13 protein-coding genes are annotated in these 14,179 nt (G+C 70.5%); 7 read left to right on the top strand and 6 right to left on the bottom strand.

Annotated elements, in window-relative coordinates; genetic code table 11:
- Positions 1 to 6 precede the first annotated feature (6 nt).
- A complete protein-coding gene (locus AC4BEG_RS20215; protein ID WP_490707137.1) occupies positions 7 to 1,326 on the bottom strand; it encodes a DUF6716 putative glycosyltransferase in 1,320 nt (439 codons plus the stop codon).
- Positions 1,327 to 1,549: 223 nt separating this feature from the next.
- Between AC4BEG_RS20215 and AC4BEG_RS20210 the strand changes: the two genes are divergently transcribed.
- From AC4BEG_RS20210 to AC4BEG_RS20200, 3 genes are all read left to right on the top strand, one after another.
- Positions 1,550 to 2,524 (top strand): glycosyltransferase family 2 protein, encoded by a 975-nt coding sequence (locus tag AC4BEG_RS20210; RefSeq protein WP_490701155.1) that lies wholly within the window; start codon positions 1,550 to 1,552, stop codon positions 2,522 to 2,524.
- A complete protein-coding gene (locus AC4BEG_RS20205) occupies positions 2,524 to 3,936 on the top strand; it encodes a polysialyltransferase family glycosyltransferase (RefSeq protein ID WP_490701154.1) in 1,413 nt (470 codons plus the stop codon). The genes AC4BEG_RS20210 and AC4BEG_RS20205 overlap by 1 nt, the downstream gene beginning before the upstream one ends.
- A 108-nt stretch (positions 3,937 to 4,044) precedes the next feature.
- A complete protein-coding gene (locus tag AC4BEG_RS20200) occupies positions 4,045 to 5,202 on the top strand; it encodes an acyltransferase family protein (protein WP_490701153.1) in 1,158 nt (385 codons plus the stop codon).
- 87 nt (positions 5,203 to 5,289) lie between these two features.
- Here AC4BEG_RS20200 and AC4BEG_RS20195 read toward each other — a convergent pair whose 3' ends face one another.
- The 4 genes from AC4BEG_RS20195 to AC4BEG_RS20180 all read right to left on the bottom strand — a co-directional run bounded on the left by AC4BEG_RS20195 (position 5,290) and on the right by AC4BEG_RS20180 (position 9,850).
- Positions 5,290 to 6,678 (bottom strand): CoA transferase, encoded by a 1,389-nt coding sequence (locus AC4BEG_RS20195; protein ID WP_490701152.1) that lies wholly within the window; start codon positions 6,676 to 6,678, stop codon positions 5,290 to 5,292.
- Between the two features lie 135 nt (positions 6,679 to 6,813).
- A complete protein-coding gene (locus AC4BEG_RS20190) occupies positions 6,814 to 7,695 on the bottom strand; it encodes a D-alanyl-D-alanine carboxypeptidase family protein (RefSeq protein ID WP_490701151.1) in 882 nt (293 codons plus the stop codon).
- Positions 7,696 to 7,893: 198 nt separating this feature from the next.
- Positions 7,894 to 9,291 carry a GntT/GntP/DsdX family permease gene (locus AC4BEG_RS20185; protein WP_490701150.1) on the bottom strand — a complete coding sequence of 466 codons (1,398 nt, stop codon included), beginning with the start codon at positions 9,289 to 9,291 and terminating at the stop codon, positions 7,894 to 7,896.
- A gap of 43 nt (positions 9,292 to 9,334) precedes the next feature.
- The gene (locus tag AC4BEG_RS20180; RefSeq protein WP_490701149.1) at positions 9,335 to 9,850 is read right to left on the bottom strand and encodes a gluconokinase; all 516 of its coding nucleotides are present in this window, start codon (positions 9,848 to 9,850) and stop codon (positions 9,335 to 9,337) included.
- A 133-nt stretch (positions 9,851 to 9,983) separates the two neighbouring features.
- On the opposite strand from AC4BEG_RS20180, the gene AC4BEG_RS20175 reads away from it, so the two are divergent.
- The 4 genes from AC4BEG_RS20175 (at position 9,984) to AC4BEG_RS20160 (ending at position 12,657) form a co-directional block, all read left to right on the top strand.
- On the top strand, positions 9,984 to 10,694 hold the full coding sequence (locus AC4BEG_RS20175; protein WP_490701148.1) for a FadR/GntR family transcriptional regulator: 711 nt from the start codon (positions 9,984 to 9,986) through the stop codon (positions 10,692 to 10,694).
- A 109-nt stretch (positions 10,695 to 10,803) separates the two neighbouring features.
- Positions 10,804 to 11,613: a helix-turn-helix domain-containing protein gene (locus tag AC4BEG_RS20170; RefSeq protein ID WP_490701147.1), complete on the top strand. Its 810-nt coding sequence runs from the start codon at positions 10,804 to 10,806 to the stop codon at positions 11,611 to 11,613.
- The gene (locus AC4BEG_RS20165) at positions 11,610 to 11,909 is read left to right on the top strand and encodes a DUF397 domain-containing protein (RefSeq protein ID WP_490701146.1); all 300 of its coding nucleotides are present in this window, start codon (positions 11,610 to 11,612) and stop codon (positions 11,907 to 11,909) included. The genes AC4BEG_RS20170 and AC4BEG_RS20165 overlap by 4 nt, the downstream gene beginning before the upstream one ends.
- Positions 11,902 to 12,657: a YwqG family protein gene (locus AC4BEG_RS20160; RefSeq protein ID WP_490701145.1), complete on the top strand. Its 756-nt coding sequence runs from the start codon at positions 11,902 to 11,904 to the stop codon at positions 12,655 to 12,657. The genes AC4BEG_RS20165 and AC4BEG_RS20160 overlap by 8 nt, the downstream gene beginning before the upstream one ends.
- On the opposite strand, the gene AC4BEG_RS20155 is transcribed toward AC4BEG_RS20160, so the two are convergent.
- A complete protein-coding gene (locus AC4BEG_RS20155; RefSeq protein WP_490701144.1) occupies positions 12,647 to 14,062 on the bottom strand; it encodes an amidase in 1,416 nt (471 codons plus the stop codon). The genes AC4BEG_RS20160 and AC4BEG_RS20155 overlap by 11 nt on opposite strands.
- Positions 14,063 to 14,179 lie beyond the last annotated feature (117 nt).

Here is a 14,179-nt window from a genome sequence, read left to right as displayed (position 1 = left end):
CGCTGGTCACAGCTCCCCCATCCGACGGATGACGGGAGCCACGCGCTGTACGCCGTGGCGGTAGGCGCCGCGGGCCGCCTCGCGCATCGTGTGGCGCACCACCCGGCGCAGACCCCCTACCTGGGCCTCGTCCTCGGAGGTGGCGCCGGGGCGGGGCCGTCCGTCCGGCTCGAAGCCGTAGCGGGCGAGCCGTCCGGGCAGATAGCCGGGGGCGGTGGCGCGGGTGTAGTAGGGGTCGAGCGGCGGCAGGGTGTCCGCGGCGGCCAGTTCGGCGACCCGGTCCCGGGCGGCGTCGAACCAGGTCTCGTACGGCCCGTCGGCGGCGACGCCCTGGCGGGCCAGCCAGGCGGGGTCGGGCTCGGGCCGGTGTCCGGCGTCCAGCTGGTCCCAGGAGGCCAGGCAGCCGGAGCCGAGGAAGTGGTGGTTGCCCAGCGCCTCGCGGATCCCCAGATCGGTGAGGACGGCGGTGGGCACGCCCCGGTGCAGGGACTCCAGCGCGGCCGTGGAGCTGACCGTGACCAGCAGGTCGGCGGTGTCCAGGACCTCGCCCATGTTCCCGTACGCCAGGCGGAAGTTGGCGGGGACGCCGTCGCCGAGCCGGTCGATCAGCTTCTGGTAGGGAAGCTCCTCGATATGGGTGGTGTGCTCGCCGGGCTTGCTGCGCAGCTTGACCACCACCTCGCGGTCGGGGTGGCGGCGGGCGTGCTCCACCGCGCGGCGCAGCAGATAGGTGCGGTCGGCGCGGTTGTCGGGCACCGACGGCTGGACGGCGAAGACCACGGTGCCGCCGGGGTGGGCGCGGCCGAGCCGGGCCTTCTCGTCGTAGCGGGCGCCGCCGAGGAACGGCAGCGCGCACTCCACGACGCTGTCCGCCGAGGCGCCCACGCCCCGGTAGACCTCGCGGAACCGCTCCGCGTCATGGCGGGAGTTGGCGAGCACCACATCGGCGCCGTGGCGCAGCAGCAGACCGTCGGCCAGCTTCTCGTAGACCACGCCGACATAGCCGGTGACGACCACGGGGCGGCGGGCGGCGCCGCGCCAGGCGTGCGCCAGACCGTGCACCATGGCCTGGACGGCACCCCCGACCAGGGAGAGCACGATCACGTCGTAGTGTTCACGGTCCATCGCGCGGACGAATTCGGTGCCGGTCACCTCACGCAGCGCGTCGGCGCGCACCCCCACCTCGGCGAGCTGCCGGACGGTCGGCGTCGCGCGGCCGCGCAGCAGAAAACCGTCCAGGCGGCGGCCCGCCTCCGAGTCATCCGGGACGAGGCGCTGTGCGGTGAGCGCGCCCCATTTCCACCGGGTGTCGGAGTCGGCGAGCACGGCCACTCGCGGGGATGTAGGGATAGGTGAGGACACGTCGAAGACGCTAGGAAGCGATTTCGATTCACGGCCCAACGCAGCAGCAACAAAGGGTTAACAGCGCGTCGACGATTGGCGAATCGGCTGGCCGGAAGAGCCGGTTAACCGTTCCGACGTTCTTCGTTCACCTTCAGGTACTCCTCTGGTCAAGACGAATGCCAGACGGCGACCTAGCGTCACCCGCGTGGTTAAGCTCTCCGTCATCGTGCCGTTCTACAACGTGCAGACCTATGCCCCCGACACGCTCAGAAGCCTGCGTGCGAACGCGCGTGAGGGCTTCGAATTCATTCTCGTCGACGACTGTGCCACCGACGGGACGCCGGAGATCCTGGAGCGCGCCGAGCGCGAGCTGCCGGGGGCCGTCTACGTACGGCATGAGAAGAACGGCGGGCTCGCCACCGCGCGCAACACCGGGCTGGACGCGGCCCGCGGCGAGTACCTGACGTTCCTCGACGGCGACGACTGGCTGGCGCCCGGGTACTACGCCCAACTCCTCGCCGCCATGGAGGACTTGGAGTGCGACTTCGTCCGCACCGACCATGTCCAGTGCACCGCCCGCGCGCGTTCGATCGCCCGCGCGCCGCACGGCCGGCGCGGAGTGGTGATGAACCCGCGGGACGCGATCCTGCCCGCCGACCGCTCCACCTCCGTCGACTATCCCTACGCCTGGGCGGGCATGTACCACCGGCGGCTGCTGGACCAGGGGCTGCTGCACTTCACCCACGGGCTGCGCACCGCCGAGGACCGGCCCTGGATCTGGCGGCTGCACCGTGAGGCGCGTACGTTCGCCGTGCTCGGACTGCACGGGGTGTTCTACCGCCGCGGGGTTTCCTCGTCCCTCACGCAGATCGGCGATGTGCGACAGCTGGACTTCATTCGCGCATTCGATCAGGTCATCGAGGAAACGGCCCGGGACCGGGATGCCGACACCCTGCTTCCGAAGGCCGTGCGCACCTATTGCGCGATCATTTCCCATCACCTCGGAAACATCGAAAGATTCGAACCCCAAGTGGCCAGGAAACTCCGTTCCCTGTCGGCGGCCGCGATGAAACGCATGCCCCAGGACGTACTGAAGGACGCGCTGGATTCCATGGACTACGAGCGCGCCGCACGGCTGCGGCGAGTCAAGCGCCGCCCGGCGCCGGAGGTGGCGGCCTGATGTCCGGCTACACCCCCCGCGCCGCCCGTAAGCGCACCCAGATCTTCCTCGCCTCGACCCTCTACGGGGCGGCGACCCTCGCGGCCGCCATCGACGCGCAGAGCATCGAACCGGCCGACCGCCGGCTGCTGCTCATCAGCAACAACGCGGCCACCCCGGAGACCACCCCGGCCGTGGACGACATGCCCGGCTTCGAGCGGCTGCGCGACCGCTTCGACCGGGTGCTGTCCTGGAACGAGACGATCAGCCCGTTCCACCCCGGCGGCTGGTCCCCGCGCCCCGACGACGCCCCACTGTGGGAGCGCCATCTGCGGCTGCTGTGGAACCTCGGTGACGACGACATCGAACTGGTCCTGGAGTCCATCCAGGTCAACCCGGCGATGGCGGTCGCCAATGTCTTCCAGGGCGCGCCCATCGACGTCTACGCCGACGGTCTGATGAGCTACGGCCCGACCCGTAACAAGCTGGATCCGCTGATCGGCACCCGGATCCGGCGGCTGCTCCACCTGGACCTGGTGCCGGGGCTGCGGCCGCTGCTGCTCACCGAGTTCGGTGTGGAGCCGGAGATCCTGCCGACCGAGGTGTTCACCAAGGTGCTCGCCGAGGTCTCCGAAGCCGCCCCACGCGTTGTGGCCTCCGCCAGTGAGCAGATCGCCACCGGCGCCGGACCTGCGCTGATGCTCGGGCAGTATCTGTCCGCGCTGGACATCCTCACTCCGCAGGAGGAGGAAGAGCTCCATGTGCGGATGCTGCGCGGCATCGTGGCCCTCGGCCACCGCACGGTCGTCTTCAAACCGCACCCCACCGCCCCGGCCCGCTGGTCGCGGCTGCTGGAGAAGAAGGCGGCGGAGCTGGGCGCGGAACTGACCGTGCTGGACACCCCGGTACTGGCCGAGGTGCTGTACCAGCGGATGCGCCCGGTCCTGGTGGTCGGCTGCTTCTCCACCGCGCTGCTCACCGCGAGCGTCTTCTACGGGCTCCCCGTCGCCCGGATCGGTACCGAGGTGCTGCTGGAGCGGCTGTCGCCGTACCAGAACAGCAACCGGATGCCGGTGACCATCGTGGACGCGCTGCTGCCCGATCTGGAGGACCACCGCGCGGTGGCCGCCGGCGGGCAACCGGTCGACGAGCGCGCCGGACGGCGGCTGACCGGGCTGGTCTCCGCGGTCGGCTTCTGCATGCAGGCCAAGATCTACCCCGAGCTGCGTCCGGCCGCCGAGCGCTATCTGTCGGCCCATCTGGACGCCCACACCTGGCGCTACTTCAAGCGCCGCAGGCTCACCGCGCTCGCCCTGCCCGGCTCGGTCCCGTCCCAGCTGGCCTTCATCCCGCGCAACGAGGCGGTGCGCCGGGTCGCCCGCCGGGCCCGCGCCCTGAAGCGGTCCGCGCTGAAGCGGACGGCCACGGGATGAGCCGGATATCCCACCGGACACCCGCGCGCGACCACCATGAAGGAGTGACGGCGTGACGGCCGAGGACCGAACGCCCTCCATACGACGCCCGCGTCCGGGGGCGGACGCATGACCGCGACCACCGCCCCCGGCGCGGGCCCCGTATCCCTCGCACCCTCCCCCGCACCCCCGGCCGCACCGGGGGCGCGCCCCGCGCGCACCGCCCATCCACCGCGGCTGCGCGCCCTGGACGGACTGCGGCTGCTCGCCGCGCTCATGGTCGCCGCGTACCACTACGGCGGCCGCACCGGTGAGATCGGCCAGGCGTGGGGCACCTCGCCCCGTGAGCAGTTCCCCACCGCCTCGTCCTTCTTCGCCTACGGCTGCCTCGGCGTCCAGATCTTCTTCGTCATCAGCGGCTTCGTCATCTGTATGAGCGGATGGGGGCGGCCGCTGCGCGCGTTCTTCGCCTCCCGCGTCTCCCGGCTCTTCCCCGCCTACTGGGCCGCGATCATCCTGGTGACCGCCGTGTTCGCACTCCCCTGGGTCGCCTACGAGGCGGTCTCGCCCAGCGACGCGCTCGTCAATCTGACGATGCTGCAACAGCCGCTCGGGGTGGACCGGGTGCTGGGTGTGTGCTGGACGCTCTGGGCGGAGCTGCGCTTCTACGCGCTCTTCGCGCTGTTCGTCGTCCTCCCGGGCGCCAACCGCCGCCGCGTGGTGCTGTTCTGCGCCGTCTGGACCCTGGGCGCGGCCGTCGCCGAGGCGGCGAACCTGCCGCTGCTGGATGTGGTGCTGATGCCCGAGTACGCCTCGTACTTCATCGGCGGCATCGGCCTCTATCTGATCCACCGCTACGGCCATGACGCCGTGGCCTGGGGCATCGTGGCCATCAGCTTTCTGATCGGCCAGCACTACGCGATCGCCGGCCTCTGGCACCCGGCACATATGGACGCCTTCTCCTACCGGTCGTCCACGGGCATCATCGCCGTCGTGGCCTTCGGCTATGTGGCGGTGGCGCTGATCGCCCTCGGCAAGCTGCACTGGGCGAACTGGCGCTGGCTGACCGTGGCCGGGGCGCTGACCTACCCGTTCTATCTGGTCCATGAGCATCTGGGCTGGGTGGTGGTCGGGGTGCTGCACCGCAAGCTGGGCCTCCCCTCGTATGCCACCCTCGTCCTGACCGTGGTCCTGATGCTGGCCCTGGCCTGGCTGCTGTACCGCTTCGTGGAGCAGCGGCTGACCCCGGTGCTCAAGCGGTCGCTGTCCGCGGTCCGGATGCCGTAACCGACGTCCGGATGCGTAACCACCGTCCGGATGCGTAACCGCCGGCCGCGGTGCCGGGGCCCGTCGTCAAAGGGGCCGCCCCGGGCCTCAGCGCCAGCGCGGTGCGTCGGCACCCCAACGGCCCGGCGGACAGCGCCAGGTGAAACCCCCGCCGCCGGGCCGGGCGAGCGGTGAGCGGGCGTACCGCAGCGGGCCGTACGCGGAGTCCGTCTCCGCCAGCCACGGCGCCGGGTCATGGCCGGGCCCACTCTCCGGAACCGGGGTGACCCCGTGCATCAGCCAGGACGCGGTGCCCGCGAGCGAGAGGCGCAAGCGCCGCCCGGCGCCGCTGTCCTGGCGTGCGGTCAGCGCCCGCAGCACCGCCGCGGCGATCAGATAGCCGGTGCCGTGGTCCAGCGCCTGCGCGGGCAGCACCCCGGGACGGCCGTCCGGTCCGGCCTCCAGCGCGGCGATGCCGGTCCCCGCCTGGACCAGGCTGTCGAAGCCGCGACGGCCGGTCCACGGCCCGGACCAGCCCCAGGCGCACAGCTGGGCGGTGATCAGCCCGGGGTGGCGCTCGGCCAGGGTGTCCGGATCGAGTCCGAAGCGGTCCAGCGCACCGGGGCGGTAGCCGCTGACCACCACATCGGCGTGGGCGAGGAGTTCATCGAAGGTCCGCCGGTCCCGCGGGTCGCCGAGGTCCAGCCGGGTGGACCGTTTGCCGAACCCGGTGTCGGTGTGCGCGTCCGGGTCCTCGGGCAGCCGCGGGGTGTCCACGCGCAGGACGTCGGCGCCCAGCACGGCGAGGGTGCGGGTGGCCACGGGCCCGGCGATGACCCGGCTCAGATCGAGCACCCGGACACCCTCGGCGGGCAGTGGCGCGGCGGGCAGCGGACGCGGCCCGGCGTCCGGCCCCGGCCGGGACTCGATCAGCGGAAGTCCGTCCACCGGCATATCGGTGGCGGCGGGCTCCGCCATGGCCACGGCCAGGGCGCCCGCCGCGTACGCCGTCTCCTGTGTCTCGCGCGCCGGGCGAGCGGCCAGCTCCGCGCGCAGCCGCTCCACCAGCTGATCCGGCGTACCGCGTGCGGGGATACCGAGGGCGGCCAGCAACCGGGCGCGGTGGTGCGGGTAGTTGGCGTGGGTGCGGACCCAGCCGTCGGCCGCGCGCCAGAACCCGGACAGCGGCGCGAACGACACCGGCTGCCGTCCGGCGATCCGCAGCTCCCGCTCGCTGACGAAGGCCGTGGCCACCGCGGCCTCGGCCACCTGGATCTCGGCGAGTGACGCCACCGGCCGACCGGAGCGGCGGGCGTCCAGTTCGGCGGCGGCCAGCGAGCACACCCCCACGGTGGCGCGTGCCAGCTCCCGCACCGGCAGCCGGGCGGGCAGCGCACCGGCCGACGGCGCGTAGGTCACGGCGGCAGCCAGCTCCGGCGCTCCGCCGAGGGCGGCCCAGGCGTCCGCGGTCGTGGTGTCGGTCTCCCCGTTTCCCATGGGCAGATTCTGCGCCGGCAAGATCGCGGATATGCGGCGGCCGCGTGTGACAAAGAACGTGTGTGACAAAGGCGAGGGGCCCGCTCGCCGACCGGTGCGGTCGGCGAGCGGGCCCCTGGCCTATGCGCGGAGGGACTACTTCTTGAAGCCGTAGTCCATCAGCTTCTTGGCGTCGGAGGTGCGGGCGTCCACCGAGGTGGAGGCGAGCACCGTGCCGATGACCGTCTTGCCGTTCCGGGTGGCGGCGAAGACCAGGCAGTACTTGGCCTCGGGGCCGGAGCCGGTCTTCACGCCGATCGTGCCCGAGTAGCTGCTGAGCAGGTTGTTGGTGTTGCTCCACGACATGTAGCGGTAGCCGCCGGTCTTCGTGGTCACCTTCTGCTTGGTCGACTTGGTCTTCACGACCGACCGGAACGTCGAGTACTTCATCGCGTTGCTGGCGAGCTTGGTCAGATCGCGCGGGGTGGAGTAGTTCGCCCCGTGCCCAATGCCGTCGAACGAGTCGAAGTGGGTGTTCGTCATGCCCAGGCTCTTGGCGGTGGTGTTCATCTTGCCGATGAACGACTTCACCCGGGCCGACCGCGTGGAGCCACTGCCGAACTTGTCGGCCAGCGCGTACGCGGCGTCGCAGCCGGACGGCAGCATCAGCCCGTACAGCAGCTGACGGACGGTGACCTTGTCACCGACGATCAGCCGCGCCGAGGAGGCGTAGTTGTTGTCGACGATGTAGTCGCTGTACGCCTTCTGGACCGTCACCTTGGCGTCAAGGTTCAGGTTCGGCTGCGCGAGCACCACCCGCGCCGTCATGATCTTGGTGGTGGAGCCGGTGGAACGCCGGGTGTCGGCGGCCTTGGTGTACAGGCTCTTCCCCGTGCTGTTGTTCATCACATAGCCGCCCTTGGCGGCGATCGAGGGCGTGGCGACCGCGGCGGCCTGCGCGGTGGCGGAGAACGCCCCCGCCGCCAGCACGGCACCCGCGGTGACGACCGCCGCGGAGACGCGACGTACGCTCTTCATGCCGGTTCTCAAGATATTTTCTCCAAAATGCCCCTGCCGTACGGCGGCATAACAATGCCGCTCCCTCTGATGACGCGCGACAGGGGCCAATGGATGTGCTCCGTGCGGATGTTTTTCCAGAACTCTTCCGAACTCTTCCGCACGCTTTCGAACGCTTCAGAACACGTCAGCGCGTCAGAGCGTCAGAGCGGCAGCGCGTCAGAGCACGAGGGAGAGCAGCAGCACACAGCCGAGCCCGGTCACCGAGATGAGCGTCTCCATCACCGACCAGGTCCGCACGGTCTGTCCCACACTCATCCCGAAGTACTCCTTCACCAGCCAGAACCCCGCGTCGTTGACATGGCTGAAGAACAGCGAACCAGCACCGATGGCGAGCACCAGCAGGGCGGTGTGGGTGGTGGACATATCGGCGGCCAGCGGTGCCACCAGACCCGCGGCGGAGATGGTGGCCACCGTCGCCGAGCCGGTCGCCAGCCGGATGGCGACCGCGATCAGCCAGGCCAGCAGCAGCGCGGAGATGTTCCAGTCCTTGGAGAAGTCCAGGATCATCTGGCCGACGCCGATATCGATGAGCGTCTGCTTGAAACCGCCGCCCGCGCCGACGATCAGCAGGATCCCGGCGATCGGGGCGAGCGATATCTCCACGGTGGAGGTGATCCGGTCCCGGGTGAAGCCCGCGGCCCGGCCGAGCGTGAACATACCGACGATCACCGCCGCCAGCAGCGCGATCAGGGGCGAGCCGATGACGTCCATGGCTCGCTGGACCCCGTTCTCCGGGTCGTCCACCACGATGTCGGTGAGCGCCTTGCCCAGCATCAGCACCACCGGCAGCAGCACGGTGGCCACGGTGGCGGCGAAGCCAGGCCGCCGCTCCAGATCCTCCGACGGGCGCTGCGGGATCATCCGCTCCGGCGGGGTGACGTCCACCCAGCGGGCGGCGTACCGCGCGAACAGCGGTCCGGCGATGACCACGGTGGGCAGCGCGACCAGCACACCGAGGGCCAGCGTGACGCCCAGGTTGGCGTGGACGGCGTCGATCGCGGCCAGCGGGCCGGGGTGCGGCGGCACCAGACCGTGCATCACGGACAGGCCCGCGAGGGCCGGGATGCCGATGCGTATCAGCGAGTAGGTGCCGCGCTTGGCGACCATCAGCACCACCGGGATCAGCAGCACGATGCCGACCTCGAAGAACAGCGGCAGTCCGATCAGCCCCGCGATCAACGCCATCGCCCAGGGCATGGTGCGACCGCTCGCCTTCGCCAGGATGGTGTCGACGATCTCGTCGGCACCGCCCGAATCGGCGAGCAGCCGCCCCAGTATGGAGCCCAGCGCGATCAGCACCCCGACGCCCGCGACCGTGGTCCCGAGCCCGGCCGTGAAGCTGGCTATCGCCTTGTCCAGCGGCGCCCCCGCGGCGGCGCCCAGCACCAGCGAGCCGATGGTCAGCGACAGAAAGGCGTGCAGCTTGAACGTGGTGATGAGCAGAACGATGACGGCGATGCCGAGGAGTACGGCGATCCCCAGCTGTGCGTGACCTGCCGACGTGATCGGGTCGACGGTGTCCGCTGCCAGCATCTCAACGCTGAGTCTGGTCACGGCGGTTCCTTACGTAGCGGTACCTGACGGTGTCCTGGCGGTGTCAGTTCTGCGCGGCCCGCCGCCGCAGTTCGGCGGCGGCCCGCTCGGCGATGACCTCGGGCTCCGGGGAGATGTCCAGGGCCATGCCGTTCTCGTCCGGCTCGAGCGGTTCGAGCGTGGCGAGTTGGGAGTCGAGCATCCGGTCGGAGAAGAAATGGCCCGTGCGGGCCTTCATCCGCTCGGCGACCGTCGGGCGATCGCCGGTCAGATGAAGGAAGACGGCCTCGGGGTTTGCCGCGCGCAGCCGGTCCCGGTAGTCCCGCTTGAGGGCGGAGCAGCTGACCACACCACCGCGGTCGGCGTGGTCCCGGGCCCATGCGCCGATGGCGTCGAGCCAGGGCATGCGGTCCTCATCGTCCAGCGGGATCCCGGCCGACATCTTGGTGATGTTGGCCGGCGGGTGGAAGTCGTCGGCCTCGGCGTACGGCACGCCGAGCCGGTCGGCCAGCAGCGGCCCGACCGTGGTCTTGCCCGTGCCGGACACTCCCATGACGACAACTACCGGGGGGCTGTGCATCGCGGTGAAACCTCGCTGTCTTCGTCGACCTCGGCGCCGCGGCACACTCAACCCCACAGATACGACGTATTCAAGAGTCCGTGACTCAAAAGTCATACTTAATTGCTTCGGGCGTGGCACGTAGGCTGATCCCATGGACGATCAGGGGCCCAAGGGGCGGGGGCCGCATGCCCGGGTGCTACAGACCCTCGGGCCAGCGATCACAGCGGGTGACTATCCGCCGGGGACGGTGCTGCGCACCGATGAGCTGGAGCAGCGGTTCGAGGTCTCGCGTACGGTCGTCCGGGAGGCGGTACGGGTTCTGGAGTCCATGCATCTGGTGGAGTCCCGCCGCCGGGTCGGGGTGACGGTGCGCCCGGCCGAGGACTGGGACGTCTTCGACCCCCAGGTCATCCGCTGGCGGCTGGCCGGTCCCGACCGCCCCCGCCAGCTCCGCTCGCTGACCGCCCTGCGCTCGGCGGTCGAACCGGCCGCGGCGGCCCTGGCCGCCGAACACGCCACCCCCGAGCAGTGCGCCGAACTGACCGAGCACGCCCTCGGCATGGTGGCCACCTCACGGGGGCAGCAGCTGGCCGGATACCTGGTGCACGACATCGCCTTCCACCGGGTGATCCTGCGCGCCTCCGGCAACGAGATGTTCGCCCGGCTCGGCGATGTGGTCGCCGAGGTGCTGACCGGCCGCACCGAGCACCAGGTGATGTTCACCGACCCCGACCCCGAGGCGGTCACCCTGCATGTCCGGGTCGCCGAGGCGGTCCGGGCACAGGACTCGGAGCGGGCGGAGGCGTACACCCGCGAAATCACCGTGGGCGCGCTGCGCGAACTGGACATCCTGGCCCCGTAGATGAAACGGAACTGCCGGTTCGAGTGATTTGTTTGGCGCTCGTCACTCAGCGTGGCCGTCCGTGCCTAGGCTCATGAGGGCGGGGGTCTAGCTCGGGAGGTGGGCCGGTATGGAGGACGAGGAGAGCGCCGCTGTATTGAAGGCGGTCGGCCGTCAGATCAAGCTCTGGCGGGAGGCGGCCGGGCTGAAACAGGCGGAGTTGGGCGCGGCGATCGGGTACGGCGAGGAACAGGTCTCGGCGGTCGAGCGGGCGCGGCGGATCCCCAGTGTTGAGTTCCTGGACAAGGCGGATGAGGTGCTGGGTGCGAGCGGCAAGATCGCCGCGATGAAGACGGATGTCGCGGAGGCGCGGTATCCCAAGAAGGTGCGGGATCTGGCGAAGATCGAGGACGAGGCCGTTGAACTGGGCGCTTACGGCAACGTTGTTGTGCACGGTCTGCTGCAAACCGAGGACTACGCCCGCGCTCTGTTCGGTGAGCGACGCCCGTCGTACGGCGAAGACGAACTTGAGCGATTGGTAGCTGCACGCATGGCGCGGCAGGCGATCTTCGAACGGCGACCCGCTCCTCTGCTGACCTTTGTCCAGGAAGAAGCGGTGCTGCGGCGCCCGCTCGGCGGCAAAGTGGTATGGCAACGCCAACTCGAACGTCTGCTTGAGCTCGGGAGGTTGCCGTTCGTCGCGATCCAGGTGATGCCCACTGAGTGCCAGGATCACGCCGGACTCGGCGGCTCCCTCCAAGTACTGAAGCTCAACGACGGCGCGACGGTCGGACATAACGAAGTGCAGCTCACCAGCCGCCTGATTTCCGAGCCGAAAGAGGTCCAAGTACTAGAGATGCGCTATGGCATGATCCGGGCGCAGGCTCTCACGCCTCGGGAGTCGTTGGCCTTCATCGAGAAACTGCGGGGAGAGACATGACCCTCAAGCCCTTTGAGTGGATAAAGAGCAGCTACAGCACCAACGACGGCCCCGAGTGCGTAGAGGTCGCCTGGATGAAGAGCAGCTACAGCACAGCCGACGGACCCTCGTGCGTAGAGGTCGGCTGGGCCAAGAGCAGCCACAGCACCGACGATGGCCCGGCCTGCGTTGAGGTCGCCGCCGACCCCTGCGGCACCATCCACATCCGCGACTCCAAGCACCCCGACGGCCCCCAACTCGCCGTCTCCCCGGCCACCTGGACCGCCTTCGTCTCGTACGCCTCGACCGTTGCCTGACCTCGCCCCCTACGCCCGGAGCACCGTCCGGCTGCACCCACGGCGCGGCACCCCGGGCATCCGGGAGAGCCACATCGGCGGGCCTCTGTGGTGGCCCGCCGATGAGCCGTGGCCGGAGTGTGCCGAGCACAAGGACATCAACGGCAAGCCCCAAGGGCCGTACCCGCTGGTGGCCGTGGCTCAGCTGACCGCCACCGACTTCCCCGAGGCGCCGTTCCCCGCCGGGACGGACCTCGTCCAGCTCCTCTGGTGTCCCGACTGGCACGACCAACCCCACCCCGAGGGGTGGGGGCAGTTGTGCCAACTGCTCTGGCGGCGGGCCTCGGACGTCACCGAGCCCCTCACCGACCAGCCCGACCTCGAAGAGCACTGGGCATACGACGAGGACATGGTTCCGCGACCGTGTGTGCTGCGTCCGGAGCGCGCGGTGGAGTATCCCTGGGTGGAGGAGTTGCCCGACGCAATCCGCGAGCAGTTGGACGAGGACTGGTACCACGAGACGTTCCCACTGTCCGGCTGGAAGCTGGGCGGCAGCATGGGCTGGGCGACCACGGACATGCCGTCGTCACTGGAGTGCGGGACCTGCGGGCAACCACTCGCGCTGTTCCTCCAGTTCGACACCTATGAGGACACAGACAGCGAAAGGGACCGCGAGCCGACTGGGATGATCGTGGGGCGGGCCAGCCACGCCGGGCTGTTCCTCTGCTCCGCCGACCCCACCCACCCGCCGTCCTTCTTCACCCAGTGACCGAGGGCCAGCGCTCGTACCAGCGCTGGTCCGCCTCCAGCTGTGCGGCCAGCGAGATCAGTGTGGGCTCGCTGGCCGCCGGGCCGAGCAACTGGGCACCCAGCGGAAGGGTGTTGTCGGCGTCGGCGAACCCGGCCGGTACGTTCACCCCGGGCCAGCCCAGTACGTTCCAGGGCCAGGCGTACGGACAGGCCGCGATCATCGCGCGGTCGGTGCGCCACCCGGAGAGACCGGACATCGCCCCGATCCTCAGCGGCGGGGTGGCGGTCGTCGGGGCCAGCACCACATCGAATCCCCGCTGGTGGAAGATGGCCCCGACCCGGCGGTGCAGCCGCACCTCCGCGGCGCGCGCCCAGCGCAGCGGGCCGCCGCCCAGCAGTCGGCCGTGGCGGACGGCCGCTTGGGTGCGCACATCCAGCAGCGTCTGGTCCGGAACGCGCGCGGCCCATTCGTGAATGCCCGCGGTCGCGCGCGGCAGGAAGGCGAGCCCCACCATCCCGTAGCGCGGTTCGGCCTCCACGACGTCGTGGCCGAGGGCGGCCAGCCGCTCGGCGAGCCGCAGCACCGCGGCCTTGACCACCGGGTCCAGCTCCTTGTGCGTACCGGTGAACGCGGGCTTGAGCGAGAGCGCGATCCGCAGCCGCCCCGGATCGCGGTCCACGGCGCCCAGCAGGTCCACCGGCTCCGGCCGGTGCAGATCGCCCTGATGGTTGCCGCTGGCGGCATGCAGCAGCAGCGCGGCGTCGGCGACCGTACGGGCCAGCGGGCCGTTGCAGGTGATGCCGTTGAACGCCTCGGCGTCCGGCCAGGTGGAGATCCGCCCGCGCTGGGGCTTGATGCCCACCAGATGGGTCCAGGCGGCGGGGATACGGACCGAGCCCGCCCCGTCCGAGCCCAGCGCGCCGGGAACCACACCGGCGGCGACGGCCGCCGCGGCCCCGCCGGAGGAGCCGCCGGGGGTGTGCGCGGGGTTCCAGGGGTTGCGGGTCTCACCGAAGGCCGGGCCCTCGGTGAACGGCCACTGGCCCAGTTCGGGGGTGTTGGTCTTGCCGACGATCACCGCCCCGGCGGCCCGCAGCCGCCGTACGACCTCGCCGTCCTCGGCCTTGACGGGGAATTCCCCACAGCACCCGAAGGCGGTCGGCTCCCCCGCCACATCCGTGTCGTCCTTGATCGCGATCGGCACCCCGAGCAGCGGCAGCCGCTCCCCCGCCGCCAGCCGCCGGTCGGCCTCCTCGGCCTCCAGCAGCGCGGCCTCGGCCCGGATCCGGCGGAAGGCGTTGAGGGTGCTCTGCGTCGTGGCGATGCGCTCCAGCGACTGTTCGACCAGGACGCGGGAGGACACCTCACCATCGGCCAGCGCACGGGCCTGTTCGCCCAGACCCTTGGGAATGACGCTGGTCACCCTGGACCTCCTCGATTCGCACGGTGATCGGCGTGACCGTACTCGGCCTACGGGTGAGTTCGGCCACTCCCCCTTTACCCCACGTGGGTCGTCACGCACCCTGGGCTGCAAAGGGGG

It is taken from the genome of Streptomyces sp. JLBJ103, assembly GCF_058215575.1.
Note: the sequence above shows the minus strand (reverse complement) of the source record. Positions and strands in the feature narration are given on the sequence as shown.

Bases quoted from the DNA above. Each gene is read 5' to 3' on its own strand.
- AC4BEG_RS20205 (WP_490701154.1), top strand. From the start codon at position 2,524: ATGTCCGGCTACACCCCCCGCGCCGCCCGTAAGCGCACCCAGATCTTC.
- AC4BEG_RS20200 (WP_490701153.1), top strand. From the start codon at position 4,045: ATGACCGCGACCACCGCCCCCGGCGCGGGCCCCGTATCCCTCGCACCC.
- AC4BEG_RS20195 (WP_490701152.1), bottom strand. From the start codon at position 6,678: ATGGGAAACGGGGAGACCGACACCACGACCGCGGACGCCTGGGCCGCC.
- AC4BEG_RS20190 (WP_490701151.1), bottom strand. From the start codon at position 7,695: ATGAAGAGCGTACGTCGCGTCTCCGCGGCGGTCGTCACCGCGGGTGCC.
- AC4BEG_RS20180 (WP_490701149.1), bottom strand. From the start codon at position 9,850: ATGCACAGCCCCCCGGTAGTTGTCGTCATGGGAGTGTCCGGCACGGGC.
- AC4BEG_RS20175 (WP_490701148.1), top strand. From the start codon at position 9,984: ATGGACGATCAGGGGCCCAAGGGGCGGGGGCCGCATGCCCGGGTGCTA.
- AC4BEG_RS20170 (WP_490701147.1), top strand. From the start codon at position 10,804: ATGGAGGACGAGGAGAGCGCCGCTGTATTGAAGGCGGTCGGCCGTCAG.
- AC4BEG_RS20165 (WP_490701146.1), top strand. From the start codon at position 11,610: ATGACCCTCAAGCCCTTTGAGTGGATAAAGAGCAGCTACAGCACCAAC.